The 16,785-nt window shown below is 61.1% G+C and carries 15 protein-coding genes; 10 read left to right on the forward strand and 5 right to left on the reverse strand.

Going from position 1 to position 16,785, the window contains the following annotated elements; genetic code table 11:
* Nucleotides 1–12 precede the first annotated feature (12 nt).
* The 6 genes from BVH73_RS03555 to BVH73_RS03580 all read left to right on the forward strand — a co-directional run bounded on the left by BVH73_RS03555 (nt 13) and on the right by BVH73_RS03580 (nt 8,247).
* On the forward strand, nt 13–606 hold the full coding sequence (locus tag BVH73_RS03555) for a hypothetical protein (protein WP_079416132.1): 594 nt from the start codon (nt 13–15) through the stop codon (nt 604–606).
* Between the two features lie 295 nt (nt 607–901).
* On the forward strand, nt 902–1,132 hold the full coding sequence (locus BVH73_RS03560) for a hypothetical protein (protein WP_079416133.1): 231 nt from the start codon (nt 902–904) through the stop codon (nt 1,130–1,132).
* Between the two features lie 12 nt (nt 1,133–1,144).
* Nucleotides 1,145–3,226 carry a type IV secretion system DNA-binding domain-containing protein gene (locus tag BVH73_RS03565; RefSeq protein ID WP_079416135.1) on the forward strand — a complete coding sequence of 694 codons (2,082 nt, stop codon included), beginning with the start codon at nt 1,145–1,147 and terminating at the stop codon, nt 3,224–3,226.
* Between the two features lies 1 nt (nt 3,227).
* Nucleotides 3,228–6,143, forward strand: coding sequence for a MobF family relaxase (mobF, locus tag BVH73_RS03570; protein WP_169836744.1), 2,916 nt, complete (start codon nt 3,228–3,230; stop codon nt 6,141–6,143).
* A 681-nt stretch (nt 6,144–6,824) separates the two neighbouring features.
* The gene (locus tag BVH73_RS03575) at nt 6,825–7,157 is read left to right on the forward strand and encodes a hypothetical protein (RefSeq protein ID WP_079416139.1); all 333 of its coding nucleotides are present in this window, start codon (nt 6,825–6,827) and stop codon (nt 7,155–7,157) included.
* A 64-nt stretch (nt 7,158–7,221) separates the two neighbouring features.
* A complete protein-coding gene (locus tag BVH73_RS03580; protein WP_079416141.1) occupies nt 7,222–8,247 on the forward strand; it encodes a CAP domain-containing protein in 1,026 nt (341 codons plus the stop codon).
* 251 nt (nt 8,248–8,498) lie between these two features.
* Here the strand turns inward: BVH73_RS03580 and BVH73_RS03585 are convergent, their stop codons facing one another.
* The 3 genes from BVH73_RS03585 to BVH73_RS03595 form a co-directional block, all read right to left on the reverse strand.
* Nucleotides 8,499–9,113 carry a hypothetical protein gene (locus BVH73_RS03585; RefSeq protein WP_079416143.1) on the reverse strand — a complete coding sequence of 205 codons (615 nt, stop codon included), beginning with the start codon at nt 9,111–9,113 and terminating at the stop codon, nt 8,499–8,501.
* A 554-nt stretch (nt 9,114–9,667) separates the two neighbouring features.
* Nucleotides 9,668–10,117, reverse strand: a complete 450-nt coding sequence (locus tag BVH73_RS03590; protein ID WP_079416146.1) for a hypothetical protein — start codon at nt 10,115–10,117, stop codon at nt 9,668–9,670.
* 177 nt (nt 10,118–10,294) lie between these two features.
* Entirely contained in the window at nt 10,295–11,569 is a 1,275-nt protein-coding gene (locus BVH73_RS03595) for a hypothetical protein (RefSeq protein ID WP_218919046.1), read from the reverse strand.
* Nucleotides 11,570–12,261: 692 nt separating this feature from the next.
* Between BVH73_RS03595 and BVH73_RS03600 the strand changes: the two genes are divergently transcribed.
* The 4 genes from BVH73_RS03600 to BVH73_RS03615 all read left to right on the forward strand — a co-directional run bounded on the left by BVH73_RS03600 (nt 12,262) and on the right by BVH73_RS03615 (nt 13,973).
* Nucleotides 12,262–12,495, forward strand: coding sequence for a hypothetical protein (locus tag BVH73_RS03600; protein WP_079416148.1), 234 nt, complete (start codon nt 12,262–12,264; stop codon nt 12,493–12,495).
* 47 nt (nt 12,496–12,542) lie between these two features.
* The gene (locus tag BVH73_RS03605) at nt 12,543–12,977 is read left to right on the forward strand and encodes a DUF6573 family protein (RefSeq protein WP_079416150.1); all 435 of its coding nucleotides are present in this window, start codon (nt 12,543–12,545) and stop codon (nt 12,975–12,977) included.
* Nucleotides 12,978–13,042: 65 nt separating this feature from the next.
* Complete coding sequence (locus BVH73_RS03610; protein WP_079416152.1) at nt 13,043–13,675, forward strand: ParA family protein; 633 nt, start codon at nt 13,043–13,045, stop codon at nt 13,673–13,675.
* Between the two features lie 28 nt (nt 13,676–13,703).
* Entirely contained in the window at nt 13,704–13,973 is a 270-nt protein-coding gene (locus BVH73_RS03615) for a hypothetical protein (RefSeq protein WP_154048416.1), read from the forward strand.
* An 82-nt stretch (nt 13,974–14,055) separates the two neighbouring features.
* Here BVH73_RS03615 and BVH73_RS03620 read toward each other — a convergent pair whose 3' ends face one another.
* Together BVH73_RS03620 and BVH73_RS03625 are read right to left on the reverse strand one after the other, a co-directional pair.
* Nucleotides 14,056–14,265, reverse strand: a complete 210-nt coding sequence (locus tag BVH73_RS03620; RefSeq protein ID WP_079416156.1) for a hypothetical protein — start codon at nt 14,263–14,265, stop codon at nt 14,056–14,058.
* 558 nt (nt 14,266–14,823) lie between these two features.
* Nucleotides 14,824–15,870, reverse strand: coding sequence for a tyrosine-type recombinase/integrase (locus BVH73_RS03625; protein WP_079416158.1), 1,047 nt, complete (start codon nt 15,868–15,870; stop codon nt 14,824–14,826).
* Nucleotides 15,871–16,785 lie beyond the last annotated feature (915 nt).

Raw genomic sequence — 16,785 nt, forward strand, 5'->3', positions numbered from 1 at the left:
CTGGAGGAAAACATGATTGATCTCGACGCATTACGCAAGCTGCAGACCATCCCTGGCGATTACTCAGTTTTGCAGCGCGCAGTTGCTGCAAATGCCGCCTTTCACCCCACGGATATTTACGACGGACGCTACGAAGAAACGCCCGGCGTCAAAATCCTATGTGATTGGTGGAACGCCAATGCGCCAGAAACTGCTCGCGAGGCTGGCGCATTTTATGCATATATCTTGCGCTCCGAATGTTTCGATTACGAATGGCTGAAATATGTCAACGGCCCATCCGATTTTAATTGGGCCGAATGCGACGATTTCTACAAATCATTCTCTGCCGTTACCGAAGGTTTCATTGCGACGTGCCCGTTAGAAGAAATCCCGACCTTCGCAATTTTCGCGCGCCCAGGCTGGCCAACTGTGTTATTGGCCTTCCTGCGCGGCCGTAAGTTCAACCGCATTCACCCCGATTTCGAAGGAGTCACGATCGGATATTTCGCAAATGGCGAGGTGGCCTTTGACGTCAATCTTGACATCAACGACAACCAAGTCGACGTCGCTTATCACTCGACCGAAGTATTAACTGAACTCGAAACCCTGCTCAGCATCTGCCTGTAATCGCGCGGTGCCCAGGCATGCGGAGGACAAGTCCGGCCTGGCGACGTGCATGTTAATCATGCTCGCCCGCGTTCCGCGCCGGACTTGACCACTGAAGAACAAACCCCAAGGAGAGCCACACCTGAATACCCTCAGGTGTCGCGCATCAGCGGAAACGACGGAAAACAAGGCAAAAATGCCGCGTTTACAACAGCTCGAAAGCCAGAATGTTACCGCTGTGTACCGTCGATTCGCGCCTAGATAGTTGAACATCAAATTGCAATCAGATAACTTTCAGCACAAAGGAGCATTCATCATGCAACTCAGCAAAGCCATCACAATCCGTTTTTCGCCGGAGGAAGTGCGGTTCCTCGAAGAGCAAGCCGAGATCGATTCAGTCAGTGTAGGCCAGGCAGCCAGAAAGGTAATCCAGACGGCCATTTTGGATGGCCGCGACGCCCAGCGTCTATCCGCAGTTGAAAATCGCCTCAGCGCCCTAATTCAGTCGATCCCGAATAGGGTCGCTGAAAAACTGGTCCAAGAGTAAGGACTAATCGAAATGCGCGACGATCAGTATCAACGCCCGCCGTGGAGCCCGGCTGACGGGGTATTCGCAGCAGTATTCACAGCTGCGTTCATTTACCTCGCTGGCTGGCAGCTCGGCGCGCATGTCGTCGCGCATTATCCGGCCTCTGTCGCGTTCAAGGCCGGCTGGCAATTCCTCGGGGCATTCCCCGGGCATTCCGGCTGGCCGGCGCTTGGACTAACTATCGGGTTTGCCTCGCTGATACCCGCTGTCATTCTCGCTGCGCTGGCGGGATTCTTCGCAGCCAGGCCGAACAACCCGAGCGGCCTGCGACATATTGCCGGCCCTCAACTAATCGAGCGCACGCCTAAAACCAATGGCGAGGGCATCGAGCCGCTAAAGGGCTGGCACTGGCATATTCGGGATGAGGTGGCGCACACGCTGATTCTCGGGTCATCGGGCGGTGGCAAGACCGTCCTCGTTCGAAAGCTCGTGCGCGAGCATACCCGCCGCGGAGACAAACTGCTGATTAGTGATCCGAAAGGCGATTTTGTGTCTGAGCTTGATCAGCTGATTATCTTCGCGCCGTGGGATATGCGCAGCGGCCGCTGGTTAGTAGGGCACGACATCAACTCAGAGCTTATCGCCGTGGAATGGGCCGTGAATGTTATCCCGACGCCAAAAAACGGCGACCCGGTATGGGCGCAATCTGCCCAATCCATTTTGATAGCGGCCTTGACGGAAATCCGTGCGCGGCGCGGCAAGAATTGGTTTTTATCGGATCTGCGTCAGACTCTGCTCGCGCAATTATCCGATCCTCTGATCATTCAGTCCGTGATCCGGGAATATCTGCCGGAGGCAGCCGGCCTGGTTGTTGATATTCGAGGAAAAACATTCGCTTCAGTGCTCATGAATTTGAGTGCTGCATTGCGGCCGCTCCTGCTGCTATGCAAACTCGACGGCGCTCTCGCGAGGATAAAGGCCAAGCCGGTTAGCTTGGCAAATTGGGCCGCGGCTAAATCCGCCCCGCCGTTGGTCTTGCTCCACCACCAGCAGGCCGCTGATATGACGAAGTCGTTTTGTGCCGGCGTCGTGGATTTCCTGGTCAGCTATTACGCGAACCAATCTGACCGCAAGCCAGATCATCGCCGCGTCGCGTTCATCCTCGACGAGTATCCCCAGCTTGGCCGTGTCCCGAGCACGATCCGCGCCCTTGAGATATTGCGCAGCAAAGGCGTCCGGATGGTCCTCGGCGCCCAAAGTCCGGCGCAATTTATCGATACCTACAGCCGCGAGCAGTGGCAGGTCGTTCAAGATACGACCGCCACGAAAATTATCACGCGAATCGTTGGCAGTGATTCAGCGGACTGGGCCGAGAAATTGGCCGGCATCCGCGTGGTCGAGCGTTACCAGTGGTCGCGCGGGGGGGCGCAAATCAGTGAACAGTGGGTTCGTGCGGAAGAGCCGATTATCCGGGCGTCGCGCTTCAAAACCGATCTGTCGCCAGATTCCAAGGGCGTGGGCATCGTCATCGTGCCGCCTGGCAGCCGAAACGTCTATATGTGTCGTGCGCAGTTCGACAAAATCGTGCAGCTCCGGAAGCCCCGAAGGTTCTGGCCTCACTCGATTCTCGCGGACGCTGACGCGGGCGCGCCTGGCGGCGGTGCGGCGATGCCCGCGGCGCCAGCCCAGGCGGTGGCATCGCCTGCGATGGCGGCGGCGGTGCCGACGCTGGCCCCGGAGCCGGCCGGCCCGGTCGTGGACCCGGTGGACATGACTGGGTGGCTCCTCGAGATGCAGCGCGAGCCCGAACCTGACCCGGCTGAGGCAACGCCGGCTGCCGAAGCCACTGACGAAGCCGTCGCCGCCGCCGGGGCACCTGCGGCAGAAGCCGCCCTCGATTTCCTCGCTCCCGGCGCCGGACTGCTCGTGCAAGCCGCGGATGCGCTTGAGAAAGTGGACATGCTCGCCAGCGCTGCGCCAGCGGCGGCCGTGGCCGCCCCGGCAGCGCCTGTCGGCGCTCAAGCCCCGCGCCGTCGCTTCAAGCTGCGCGCGGCCGAGGCCGCCGCCGAGGCAACCGACCCCGAAGAAGACGAAGAGCAACACGAGGACTGAAATGCTGTCGATTCACAAACTCGAGGGCGCCGGTCGCGCCGACGCCGACCGCTGCGCAGATTACCCCCGCGAAGATGGCAGGGACAGTGCGGAGGACGTCGAGGACTACTACAGCGCCACCGACGGCGGCGCGCCTAGCCGGTGGCTTGGCGCTGGTGCCGCGGCGCTCGGCCTGGCCGGCGCCGTTCAGCGTGAAGACCAGATCGCGGTAATGATGGGGGAGGATCCGCGCACCGGCGAAGTGCTGGGCCAAAAGCGGCAGGAAGGCAAGCGTCGGCGATTCGGGGAAGACCTGACGTTCAGTGCGCCGAAGTCTGTATCGATCGCTTGGGTCGCCGGCACGCCCGACGTTCGGGCTGCCATCGAGCGCGCGCAGGACGCGGCCGTGGCTCGGACCCTCGCGCATATTGAGAAGCGCCTGACCCTCGCCCAGCGCGGAAAGGGCGGCGCAGAGCGTGAGACTGCGAAGCTCGTCGCCGCGGCGTACCGCCACGGCAGCAGCCGTGAGCAAGACCCACAGCTGCACACGCACTGCGTTGTTGCGAACCTCGCGCAGCGCCACGACGGCGGTTGGGGCGGCATCGAGAACAGCCAATTGCTGCGCAACAAAATGGCGCTGGGCGCGCTGTACCGCGCTGAGCTGGCTCACGCGATGCGCGAGCTGGGTTTCGCCATCGAGCATGACGACGACAGCTTCAAGCTCGGCGCGATCAGCGCCGAGGTCTGCGACGAGTTCTCTCGCCGCCGTGACCAAATCGAGAAGGCGATGCGTGAGCGTGGCACCAGCGGCGGGCGGGCCGCCGAGATTGCGGCGCTCGCCACCCGCCGGGGCAAAGAGCTCACGAACGCCGACGTCCTGCGGGCCGACTGGCTCGAGCGCGCGGCCGCGCACGGGGTCACGGCGGACGCGCTGGAGGCGGCACGGTTCCAGGCCGACGCTGAGCAGCCGGTCTACGACCGCGCCGCCGTCCTGACCGCGCTCACGCGGGGCGAAAGCACGTTCAACGAATCCGCCGTGTGGAGAGAAGTTGCCATCGCCGCGCAGGGCAGCGGCATGGGCATCGATGCCATCGAGCGCGAAGTCGCCGAGCTCTTGCAAGACAAGGAGCTCGTCCGCCTGCGCCCGCGGGAAGATCTCCAGGACCTCACTGCCGCCGGCCGCAAGCGTCCGAAATTCCAGCAACAGCAGCAGCGCATGACCACGCGTGCGATGCTGCAGCTCGAGCGCGACATGGCCTCGCTGGCCGAGTCCGCGCAAGGCTCGACCGTGCACGCCGTGTCGGCGGCCGCAGTGGACCGAGCCATCGCCGACTTTGCCGACCAGGCTGGCTTCGCGCTGTCCGAAGAACAACAGGCCGCGGTTCGCCACATCTGCGAAGCTGCCGGCGACGTGCAGCTGGTGCGTGGCGCCGCGGGCGCGGGCAAGACCACTCTGGCCGAGGCCGCGCGCATGACCTGGCAGTCCCAGGGCCTGCGCGTGCGCGGCGCGGCGATCTCGGGCAAGGCCGCGCGCGGCCTGCAGGACGGCGCTGGCATCGAGTCGCAAACCATCGCCAGCCTGCTGCTGGCCTGCCAGGCGAGCCCCGAGGGCGATCCGCCGCGCGATCCACTCACAAGCGACACGGTGTTGATGGTCGACGAAGCGGGCATGATCGGCAGTCGCAAGATGCGCGAGCTGCTCCAGCTGTGCAAAGAAGCCGGCGCGAAGCTGGTCGTGATCGGGGACGAAAAGCAGCTCCAATCTGTCGAAGCCGGCGGCGCGTTTCGTGCGCTCCAGCAGCGTGTCGGCACAGCAGAAATGGTGCAGAACCAGCGCCAGCGCCTTGCGCACAAAGACATGGCCCAGGCCGTCGAGCACGCCGAGCGCGGCGAGGCCGGGCAGGCGCTCGCGCTGCTCGCCGAGCACGACCTGGTGCAGATGCAAGCCGACCGCGACACCGCGTTGCGGGCCACCGTGGAGAAGTGGTCCCAGCGTGTTCGCGCCAGTGGCAAGCCGCAGGAGTGCCTGATGCTGACCGGCACCCGGGCGAGCGCTGCAGCCTTGAACCAGGCTGCGCTTGAGCATCAAAAAGCAGCTGGCACGCTCGGGCCAGGCGCCACGATCACAACCCGCGATCGCAACGGCAAATCATTGGGTCAGCGCGAGCTGTGCGAAGGCGGGCGCGTGCTGTTCAAGAAAAACGACAAGTCGCTCGGTGTGATGAACGGCGAGCTTGGCACTGTCGAGCGCGTCGATGTCGACCCGCAGGGCCGCCCCACGATCGCCGTGCGGCTGGACCGCGGTGAGGTGGTCACGATCCAGCCAGAGCACGCGCACAACGGGCCAGGCAAAGCCCCGCCAGGTGTGGGCTACGCCAACCTCGAACACGGCTACGCCGTCACGACACACGCTGCGCAAGGAGCGACCGTTGACCATGCAATCGTGTTCGCCGACGGCACGATGGCCAACCGCGAACAGACGTACGTCCAAGTTTCGCGCATGCGCTACACAACCGACATGATTTTCAACGTCGCGGACCTTGAGGCGGACGAAGACCAGCTCGTGGACGTGCCCCCGACCGAGAGCATGGTCGAGTTCGCGAAGTCAATCGCCGAGCGTCGGGGGAATTCGCTGACCGATGAAGACCTCGAGAGCTTCGCGGCCTGCCGTGACTGGCTCAACACCCACGGGCCGAACCGCATCGACGAGGCGGCCGGCGACAAGGACGTGCTCGCGGGCGAGCTGGAGCGCTTGAAAGATCTGGCGCAGGCCATGTCGCGGTCCGCGCAGAAAGACACCACCCATGACTACGAAGTCGGGGATGAGGATGAGTTGACGACGCAGCCGGAGCACACCACGCTGACGCAGCAGCAAGCAGCCGAAACCAAAACTGAAGCCGAAACGGAGATGGAGCAAGACGATGAATTTGAAATGTGATGGCCTCATTCAAGCGTGGGCGATGCCTGCACCGGGAGCAGGCCCGCGCTCTTGTGCTCCGCATCGAGCCCCCGTACCGTGGGGTCTCGTCCCTTCGGGCCGCCATCGCTATCGCAACTGCAACGGCACCCCGCCGCTGGCGGGCGTAAAGGACTTTCCAGCGCGCTGCGCGCGAAGGGCGCCGCAAGCGGCGCTCTGCTGCTTCCAGCAGCAGGGGGCGGGCGACCTCCTACGCCTGCCCTCGCAAGCGTCGCGCGCGCCAGCCCGCTTCGCGGGTGCACTCCGGCTTCGCTGCGCTGCGCCTGCGTCTGGCACTTTCTCCGCAACTTGGTCTGCCGCGCACAGCGCGGCACCGGCTTGTCGGGCCGACAAGCGACCGCCCCCTGCCGCCGGATGCAGTGGTGAAAAAGTCAAAGGCGAGAAGCAAGCCGCCTCGTTGGGCGTCACCAACAAAACGGAGATTGACCATGTTTGTCAGCGTCGCATTGGGTTTGACTGAACTGTCTCTGCGCCTCGGCGTTGTCGTGCTGCTCGCCCTGTTCCACGGCCTGCGCCGCCTCCTATTTCGCTAACCCGGGAAAGTGACCATGAGTTCCGCAGCATGGTGCGCCTCTGGCGCTCTGCGCTTACCGAATAACACCCCGCCCGGCGGGCTGCCGGGCTATTACCCCTGGAGTTTCCATGATGAAGATTCATCCGACTGAAATCGAGATTGGCAATGCCCTTGATGAACTGCTTGAGCAGTTCGACGGCGGGGAGGTCTCTACAACTGATGTCTGCAACCGTGTGCTGGGGCTCAAAAGCATCGCGCTGGCGCAAACGCAAACATACTGGCCACGAAAAGACTATTGGGTGGGCTACCTCGATGGCCTGATGCGGATGTTCGGAACGATGGTGCCCCTGCTTTCTGCAATGGACCAGTTCGAAATCGAAGCGAAGGCAGGCCAAATGAGTCCCCAAGAATTTGTGGTCGCGCTGGAGGCTTTGATTGAAGACCATCGCGAACACCTCTGACTTTGCCCTTCATGCCCGGCCCAACCGCCCAAGAGCCGGGCACTGCCCCCAACCGGAGATCCACATGCTCACCACGAATCAACTCAAGATCGCTGGCGCCCTGGCGCTGACCGCGCTGCTGCTCGCCGCATGTGGCGGTGGCGGCAGCGCGGCGCCTACGACCATCACGAGCACCGGGACGACCGGCATTTCCTCGGCGAACACAGGGACGGCCACGACCACGCAGTACCCGGCCGGCTCGCAACAACTCGCCGCGCTAAACCAGATCAACGCCATGCGCCAGCAATGCGGGTTCTCTGAACTCTCGGAGAACACCCTGCTCGACCAGGCGGCGGTGAACCATATGGGGTACATGGCCGACCAGAAGACCATCACGCACTTTGAGACCGTCAACGCCGACCCGCACTACACCGGGTACTACCCGGCGGATCGGATGGCCCATGTGGGGTACGGCGTGGCGGGGGGGAACCAGGCCACCGAAGTGATCAGCCCGGCACCTACAAACAATGACGGCGGCGCAGCCAGCGTGATGCGGCTCGCCAGCGTCCCTTACCACCTGTCCGGCATGTTTTATCCGCTCGCAGAGGTTGGAATCTCGTATCAACCCCTGAATTTCGGTCCTGCGGCTCCGATGTATACCTTGACCATGGACCTCGCCAATCATGCGTCTGGCTCGCCTGCGGCGCCTCTTTATGCCGACGCGCCGTTGACGTTCCCATGCCAGGGCACCACAGGCATCGACTATGAAAGCGCCGGCGGGGAAGAGCCAACGCCCTACCTGAACGGGGCCACCTTGAACTTGCAGGCCAACCCCATCGGCACACCGATCACGGTGGTCGGCAACCTGTCGGACACGGTGCTGCTCACGTCGGGCACCGTGATGGACCCGAACGGCAACCAGATCGCGCTGAACCTGACCGATTCGAGCGACGATCCCAACCACAACCTGGCACCGTTTGCAGCCTTTGCCTTCCCCACGAATCCGCTGCTGCCGAACACAAGCTATAGCGTCGTGCTGAACGGCACGATCAACAACACCGCATTCAGCCGGAACTTCACCTTCACCACCGGCAATCAAGGGCAATTCTGAAGCATCTGCGGCCCTTTTCTTATTGGTGCGCAGTCTGATCAAACCCGCCAGATGCAGCGTCACTGTGTCCGCGTTTAACTGACGCGCGACCCTGCCAGTGAGTGGCGGCAGGTCGGCCAAGCGGACACTTCGCGACCCGAGCCAGATGGCCGCATTGCAACGGTTGTGGCCGTTGGTTACTCATGCGCGATCGGCCACCGTGCGCCCTTCAACAGGCGTTGGCAATCCGAGAGGTCGCGTGGCCTGCGTGACTACATATCGCCCTTCTTGACGCGCTCCCACTCCTTCTTTAGCAACTTTTGCATGAACGCGATGACCTCGCCCCGGGCCTCGTTGAACCTAGCGATCGACGCCTTGGCCTGCTCCTCGGTCTCACCCGCGGGAGGGTCGGGCGATGCGTCCGCGAGCGCCTTGAGGAGGCCGTCCAGCTTGTTGTGATCGTCCTCTTCGGGGTTCATGCGGAGCTTGATGCGAACGCCGAGTTCGTGGGCGCGGGAGTTGCACGTCGCGAACTCGGCGAAGTTCTTCTCCGCCTGCTCAGGTGTCAGGTTCGGCGCAGGTCGCCGGAGGTCGTTGCAGCGGGCCGTCACCGTTAGGTACTCGGCCATCTCAGCACGCAACTCGTTGATCCAAGCCTGCCGCTTCGCTGAGATGCTGTCTGCGATCTGACGCTTTGCGATCGCCTCCTGCATCTTGATCTGCCGCCTGCCGAGCCAGAACATCATCAGTGGCCCGAAGAAGACCGCCAGCAACGCGATGATCATCGGGATGAAGGTCGCGTAGTCCTTGGCCTCCAGGCTATCGAGCCATCCAATGAAGTGACAGACGAGTGACCAGAGCTGGCTTGTCACGTCGCCCCACTTCATTTCCGTATCCCCTTTTGACCGCAAAGGCGAAAGCGTACCTGCTGCCCATTCTTTATGCCCGAAAAGCCATAGATCGTGCCGTGCACCAATGTGGTGCCTACTAGCTACCAGATCGCCTTAAAACGGCAGCCTACGTCCAATTGAACTGACTCCCCGAAGTTGTCCTACTCACCACGGCATTGCTTGGCGTTCTGCGCAGCCTGATTTGATTCCATGGCAAAACCACCCGGCCCTGGCGTTAAGAATCCCGATGCCGCCGCAAACCAGCAATTTCGCTGTGCCGGCTGGGCTTCGTACTCCGTTCGACGCCCATACTGTTCATCATGACTTGGACTTGCACACCCCGCCATGAAAAGACAGGCCACAACGCAAAGCGCAGCCCTAGCCTTCCCGAGCTTCTGATCCAAAGAAATTTGCATATCTCCACCCTTCAGTAGATTTGTAATGATTGCGGCGATTTCCGGAGTCAGCGGATCCGCAGCCACACGTGAGAAATGCGAAGACATTCGACACCAGTGTCGCATAGGGTTGCCGATACGCAGCATTGGAACAGATCATCCATGCGGCGTGACAATCTGCCACACGCCATACTGCTGCGAGGCTGCGTTGTAAATGAGCCAGTTCGTCCCATCAGCATTGCCGGACGCAACAAGGAGGTTGTAATAACTTTGATTTGCGCCTGGCGAATAGCCCATGTTCTCCACATATCTCCAACCTGCCGGAAGGGCAGTGGCGCGTCCGCTCGACAGTAAGGGCAAGACGCCGGCCACATAATTCTGAAGGGCGACTGTTGTTTGATCTTGCGATGGCATCCAGGGTGCCCCGCCAGATGGCGCCGACTGGGCCCCCACCCAGGAACTCTGGGTCGAATCGGCGCCCCCTGATGCCACATTGGGGCACCCCATGCCGGGCATGCCCAGGTAGCACAGGTTGCCTGCGCTGGCCGAGCTGGCCACAAGCGCCAGGGACACCAGCGCGATCAGACGTTTGATTGGCAATTTCATAGCTGCACTCCCTACCCTTGTGCTTGTTCGAACAAAGATAGCTTGATCGCTCAACACTTCAGTTGCAACCTACCTCGCGGTCTGCAACGGTATACGCGGTAATCATTTGTCGTTTCCGGACGACAGGCGCTACTTCGACTCGATGGCTGCCGCAGCTGCCGAGAAGACAGTGCAAATTCAGGTAGAAGGTGAGGCTCCGCCCATGAGCTTCGAAGCAAACTCCATGTAACGGCTCAATGGTTCCGCAAGCCGCTTTGGCGCCACTCGAAAAACGCAATGGATCCCATGGTGACTATTGGGGCTGTAGCCGCGCCAGAGATTTTCCTCTGGGTCGGTGTTGTGCAGTCCCAATTCGTACTGGTAGCCAACCAAGCAGTCCTTGCGGAGTAGGAGTTTTGCAAGCGTCGCGTGAAACTGGTGACCTCGAAGATCGGTGATGTCTGCCGGTCTTGGGGCCGTCACAAATAGGCAGCGATCACCATTGACCTCACTCCAGTCCGAGCCGACGATAGCGCCGGCATTCTTCAAAGCCGTCCGGGCGGTATCGCTCTTGGCGTTGTGTTTCTGAATGACAATATCCGCGGACGTGTACCTGAGATCGTCCCGCAATTGCCTGAAAAGCCTCTCGAGCTTTACAAGCGTCGAGTCCGGCGCGAACACGATGTACTTATGCCGTGCCTCATGGAGAAATCCGTTCGGAATCACAAGGTACTGCGGGTAGGCCAAGTCGTGCAGAAACACATACGTTTTGCGAAGGCCTTTGGGGTCGCTCTTGGTTGTCGCGCTGAGCGCCGACCGCGCCCACGCGGGTGTTAGCTCACCAAGCGTCATCTTGCTGATGTCTACGGTGATAAGCGGGAATCCCAATGAGCGACCGATCAAGGCCTTATAGCCATCGAACTCATGGGTCCGTTCGACTTCAATGCCGCCGGCTATCCAAGGCTTATTGTTGATCGGTGGCCCCAGTACGGCAAGGTCTAGTCGGAACTCGAAACCGAATGGTGTTTCGATGCGATGTTCCGCCACGACTTTGGTTGCGCCGAGTAACAAGTTGCCTTTCAGGGCGAAGTCGGAAGCATCACTATCCTTGAACGACCACGGCAGAGGATCATCGCGCAAGATCCGCAGGTCCAGCTCCGCCTTGAGTAGCCTCTTCGCAAGCGCATGTTCAGGGCTTTCGGTCGCCGTTCGTTCGCGTGCTGCGGCCTGCTCCGCGACGACGTCGGCAATTGCCCTCCCAGCAGGGCCACGGAGCTTTCGGAAGTGCGAGCGGCGCTTCAAATTACCGTGTTCATCAAAGACGGCCGTCACAAAGGTGACCAAGCCATGCGGCGGGTCTGGGTCCAACAAGGGCCACCTCTTTCGAGCGTTCACACGACTGCCGAGATCGCGTGCACGAACGGTTTCTTTCATGCGTCCTTGACGGGACAAGGCCACAAGGGCTTGATCCATGGGGTGACGTCCGGTAGAGAGTCGGGATGCGCACCGAATCTGTGAAGAATATCGTGCCATGTCATCCGACGACAGGAGTGGGGGGGATTGCGGCAAGTCTTGGTTGGCTCCGCGCATTTTCGGCTGCTATCGCAACATCTCACACAGTAGGGCGTGACTGACTCTCAAAAAACATCAGCTGTGTCGTTCATGACCGCGCCATTGTCCACAGAACCTGTGGACAAGGCTGTGCGCATCGACGCTCGGCATGCACCGGGCCCAGCGGATCCAACTGTGGTGCTGAATTTTTGAGCAGATGTCATCCGCTGCTTGCCCTCATTCGCGCAAAGGCACCCCGCCGAGGCGGGCGCACGAGACTAAGTAGCGCCCGCAAGCGGGCGGATGCACGCGCCGATGGCGCGCTAGCGCAGCTCTGCGCTGCGTGGTGCGGGACGGGTGGATAGCGGACGCTCCCCTGGCGTCATCACCGGCCAGTCGCGTGGTCGGTGCGACCTGCGGCACCTTCGCTCACAAGCAAGTCCTGCGCGCCAGCCCCGCAAGCGGGGACTCTCGGGCCGCTTCGCTGGTCCCTCGCTCTGTCACTTGTTCTTGCAACTCGCGATGCCCGCCATGGCGGGCACCGGTTTGCAGGGTTCGCAAATGAACCGACCACCCGACCGACCGGCGATGCCGACAACCCCAGGAGAGCAAGCATGTCCGCAACCACCCTCAAAACATCCCGCACCCCGCAGCACGACGCCGCGCACACGATCACCTCCCCCCTCCCTCCCAGCGATGGGGTGAAGACGAACAAGGTGCAGATGACGATGGAAGAGTGGAAGCGGGTGCATCGGGACTTCAAGGGCTCGCACGTCGGCCCCGACGGCAAGCGCATTCGCACCGTTCTGCAGCTCGGCGGCCTGGTGCGGGTCGAGATCATCAAGTAAGCCATTTCCACGCAGATACGTAATCACGCATTCACGGAGATACACAAATGCAAACCACCGACCTGACCGCAATCTTCGGGCCAATCCTGCACAGCTACACCCGCGCGCAAGCGATCGACGACGGCGTTCTCGCGGACGTCTCGGAAACCGCCACCGAAGCCGGCATCAGATGGCCGGTCGCACTGACGGCCGCGGCCTGGACCGACTGCGTGGCCTGGGACGAGGAAACCGAGAAGCGCAAGGGCTACACCGGGCAATCGACGTCCGGGCGGCTTTGGGACGTGGTGTGGATGCTGAGTCTTGCGCTGCGCAGCGCAACCCGCCGCGGCATGGACACGAGCCGCCCGCTGTTCTACGAGCTGGTGCGCACTCCGCGCGAGGGGCGAGGTGTCAAGCCTCGTCCGGCCCGGTTGAAATTCATCGTCGGCCCGGACGACAACGGCCGCCCCTGCATCACCGTGATGCTGCCTGGCGAAGACTGATCCGATGCCCGGCATTTCGCCGGGCGGTGACAAGTCCGTATCAACGTATCCACGGAAATACATACATGAAGACTATCGTCATTGCCAGCCAGAAAGGCGGCGCAGGAAAGACCACTTTGGCCGGCCACCTGGCCGTCGCAGCAGAACAAGCCGGCGCCGGCCCCGTCGCCCTGCTCGACACCGACCCGCAGGGATCGCTCGCAGCATGGTGGAACGAGCGCACCGCCGAAACGCCTGCATTCGCGCACGCTGATTTGTCCGGCCTGGCCAGCCAATTGGCAGAGCTGGAAGCCGCAGGCGTGCAGCTGTGCATCATTGACACCCCGCCCGCAGTGACTGTGACCATCCGCCAGGTACTCGCCGTCGCGGATCTCGTTCTGATCCCGACCAGGCCAAGCCCGCATGATTTGCGCGCGGTCGGCTCGACCGTACAGCTGGTAGAGGCAGGAGGTAAGCGCATGGTGTTCGTGATCAACGGCGCAGCCCACCGTGCCCGAATCACGACCGAAGCGGCCATCGCGCTGAGCCAGCACGGTGCCGTCGCACCGACCGTCGTCTATCAGCGCACTGACTTCGCGTCATCGATGATCGACGGGCGGACCGTGCAAGAGTTGTACGCGAATGGCCGCAGCGCAGGGGAGATTTCTGCGCTATGGCAATACGTATCCACGCAACTCAATAAGCACGCAAGTGCATAATTTCGGAGATACGCAAATGGAGAACACAATGGCAACGAAACCGACGAAGCCGGCCAGTCTCGGCGCTGGCCTAGTGCGAAAGGGGGCGGCTGCACCGGCGTCGCAGGCTGCGGCCAAGCCTGCAAAGAAGCCCGCAAATGACGTTGACGCCGGCCTGGCCGGCGGGACGTACTACAAGGCGTTGACGCTCAAGCTCGACCGCCGACGCTACGAGGCACTGAAGATGCGCGGGATTCGGGAAGACAAGTCATCCCAGGAACTGCTGACTGAGGCGTTGGATGCGCTGCTGGCAAGGTGAGAGGCACCCGGGAAATCCGTCACCTTGAAATCCCGACGCGCTGAAAACCGTAGCCGAACCACGCAATTGTTAGGACCTATTTTCAGTGCCAACCAATTGTCAAATGACTCTCGATGAGTTTGTAAAGACCAACGATCAGGGTCAACAAGACAACTGTTACAGACACTACCGCGGTGGCCCAACGAATTTGGGATTCATGCTTTGACACCTTGCCATCAATCTTGTTGACTGACTCCTGCAATGTGTCGAGTTTCGTATCAAAGCGGCCGTACTGCTCCGAGATGTCAGCCATGCGTCCATCAATGGCGTTCAACTTATCCCAGATGAATTGGGAGTAATCAGATCGACTCGCGCCAAACCCCGCGTCAGTCGTCGAAACCGACCCTGCCGCGGGTGTGGCGTCATCCGACGACGCTCGAATTGATGACTGTGGCTGCCTCCTGACCATGGCTATTCCGTTCGAGCCTTGATCCATTCCCATAGGGAACTTGGCGCTCGTCCACCATAGGATCCGAGTGTCAAGACCAAACCGGTCCCCACATGAGGATCGCCACGAATTCCAAGTTGGTCGGCAATTTCGCTTGCGGGGCCATCGGCATAGATCACCCACTTATCGGGAGCGAGTTCATATCTGAACTCGCTTGGTTCGATAACAGATTCAACCTTCCGCTTGACCGCCTCTGCGTTCGTCAGAGCTGTCACGAAAAATAGTTGCTTAGCCATAGATGGATTGGCGAATTCTCAATGGGAAAGTGCGGGTTGTTTGATGCTAAAAGTCAACAAACTGTAGTCCGTAGGAACCACCCCATGTTGGGCTTCACCAATCAATTGGTGACAACTGGTCCGATTTCTAGCCAAGCTTCATGGCGAGTCGTTCCGCTTCAACATGCGTATAGCGTTTGAGCATAGCAAGGCTCTTGTGTCCGGTCATGCTAGCAACTTCCATGATGCCAAGCCCCTTCTCGAACAGCAGCGACGTTGCTTCGTGGCGCAGGTCATGGAAACGAAGATCCGCCAGGAATGCCGGATCCGGCTTCGTGCCAGCGTTCGCGCACTCTTCCTGATACGACACAATAGCCCGGTCTTTGCAGCGGACCCAGGCCTTTTCGAAGCTGTCCGCCGCGGCCCACCAGCCAAACACGCGCCCATCGATCCGGCGTGGCAATGCTTGAAGCGTTTCCACCGCCCTACTAGACAGGGCCACGGTCCGGCTCTCGCCGTTCTTTGTGTCGACGAGGTGCGCAGTGCGCCGCTTCAGGTCGACGTGCTTCCATTCAAGGGCGAGCAGCTCACCGAGACGCATGCTCGTTTCCACGGCGATGATGATGATCTCGCGCAGCCCTTGCGTACGCTTTGTCGCCACTGCCGCGGCCAACAGCGCATCGAGCTCGCCCGGGCGCAACCGGCGGTCCCGCGACTTCGGCAGCGCAGGCTTGCGGATCGCACGGGCTGGGTTGCCCGCCGGCAGCGAGATGCTGAGCTCGCGCTCGGCGTGTTTGAAGATCGCCGCCAGCGTGTTGATGTGGTGGACGACACTCTGGTTTGACAGCCCATCCCGCAGCAATTCATCGCGCCAGACCGCGACATCGATGCCGCGGACGTTGCCGATGAAGTGGGATCCGAACTTGCGCTCGACCGCAGACACATAGCCGGCCGCGCTCCCCGAGCGAAGCTGAGGGAGCACTGAGGCACGGTAAGCCTCAACGACCTGACCAACAGTCGTCTTGCCGGCGTCATCACGCGCGGCCGCGACGTTGCCCCGGCGCAGCTCGCGCTCGATCTCCAGTGCCCAGTCCTCGGCGTCCGCCTTGCGGTCAAAGGTCCGCGAGATCGACGGCGCTCCGCGGCGCCGTACCTGGGCGCGCCAACCATTCTGACGCCGTTCAATATGTGCCATAGCCCGCTTTTCCGAACGACCGTTCGATTCCCCCTAGATTCCCCCAAATTATGCCTTTAATTCTAGCGGGATCAATGTTTATGCTACCTACATCGCTTTTTATTTTCGCCTTGTAAGCGGTAGGTCATCCGTTCGATTCGGATAGTCGGCACCAAAAAACACAAAAAAATCAGTTACTTATGACATAAGCCGCACTACCACAGTGTGGTGTCGGCGTGCCGTTTTAAAGTATTTTTTTGTCCCCGTTGTCGCCGAATTGTCCCAAACGGGACAGCGCGCGACAGGATGTCCGTCCCACCAGTGTCCCACACCAAGGCTGTATGCCTCCATGGGAAAGGTCGCTCCGGCCCGCCACGGAAATGAAATGACGGCTCTGACGATTCCCTTCAGTCGCAACTTCAGACCGAGGGGGACAGATGAATTCCCAAGAGCTTTTTCAGACTTTCGTATGTGCAGGCTGGCCCTGCTGGCTCGCACTCAGCGATCCACGGCTTGCGCAGGACCTGGGCACCACGCCCGGTGCGCTACGCAAAGCCGCATGGCGAGGCGCCATGCCCGTCCCGCTCACCCAAGGCGCCGGCCGTCGCCAAGGGGGCCTGCTGACCGCCCTCGCCGCTTGGTTGGTCGGCCCCTCCGCACCGGCAACTACCTCACCACCGGTCGCGGCTTGGGCCCGAATTCCTGTGCGGACAAGTCGGATAAAAAATGATCTGGACAAATCGTCTCAATTTGTATCAAATAGTGTCTGAGCCTTTACTGGCTCTTTCAGGGAGTGTGCAATTCACCCAGGTCCTCACCGACCTGGGTTTTTTTTGCCCCACGACTTTCGGGCACGGCCGTGGCATGGCGGCGCACATCGAAGATGTTGCGATGCAACTGAGAGACAATAAGTCTGATTCCTACCAGGCTAAGCGA

Source organism: Thiomonas intermedia (assembly GCF_002028405.1).
Taxonomy (GTDB): Bacteria; Pseudomonadota; Gammaproteobacteria; order Burkholderiales; family Burkholderiaceae_C; genus Thiomonas; species Thiomonas intermedia.

Coding starts and splice junctions, on each gene's coding strand:
- BVH73_RS03555 (WP_079416132.1), top strand. CDS start 13: ATGATTGATCTCGACGCATTACGCAAGCTGCAGACCATCCCTGGCGAT.
- BVH73_RS03560 (WP_079416133.1), top strand. CDS start 902: ATGCAACTCAGCAAAGCCATCACAATCCGTTTTTCGCCGGAGGAAGTG.
- BVH73_RS03565 (WP_079416135.1), top strand. CDS start 1,145: ATGCGCGACGATCAGTATCAACGCCCGCCGTGGAGCCCGGCTGACGGG.
- mobF (WP_169836744.1), top strand. CDS start 3,228: ATGCTGTCGATTCACAAACTCGAGGGCGCCGGTCGCGCCGACGCCGAC.
- BVH73_RS03575 (WP_079416139.1), top strand. CDS start 6,825: ATGATGAAGATTCATCCGACTGAAATCGAGATTGGCAATGCCCTTGAT.
- BVH73_RS03580 (WP_079416141.1), top strand. CDS start 7,222: ATGCTCACCACGAATCAACTCAAGATCGCTGGCGCCCTGGCGCTGACC.
- BVH73_RS03585 (WP_079416143.1), bottom strand. CDS start 9,113: ATGAAGTGGGGCGACGTGACAAGCCAGCTCTGGTCACTCGTCTGTCAC.
- BVH73_RS03590 (WP_079416146.1), bottom strand. CDS start 10,117: ATGAAATTGCCAATCAAACGTCTGATCGCGCTGGTGTCCCTGGCGCTT.
- BVH73_RS03595 (WP_218919046.1), bottom strand. CDS start 11,569: ATGGATCAAGCCCTTGTGGCCTTGTCCCGTCAAGGACGCATGAAAGAA.
- BVH73_RS03600 (WP_079416148.1), top strand. CDS start 12,262: ATGTCCGCAACCACCCTCAAAACATCCCGCACCCCGCAGCACGACGCC.
- BVH73_RS03605 (WP_079416150.1), top strand. CDS start 12,543: ATGCAAACCACCGACCTGACCGCAATCTTCGGGCCAATCCTGCACAGC.
- BVH73_RS03610 (WP_079416152.1), top strand. CDS start 13,043: ATGAAGACTATCGTCATTGCCAGCCAGAAAGGCGGCGCAGGAAAGACC.
- BVH73_RS03615 (WP_154048416.1), top strand. CDS start 13,704: ATGGCAACGAAACCGACGAAGCCGGCCAGTCTCGGCGCTGGCCTAGTG.
- BVH73_RS03620 (WP_079416156.1), bottom strand. CDS start 14,265: ATGGCTGACATCTCGGAGCAGTACGGCCGCTTTGATACGAAACTCGAC.
- BVH73_RS03625 (WP_079416158.1), bottom strand. CDS start 15,870: ATGGCACATATTGAACGGCGTCAGAATGGTTGGCGCGCCCAGGTACGG.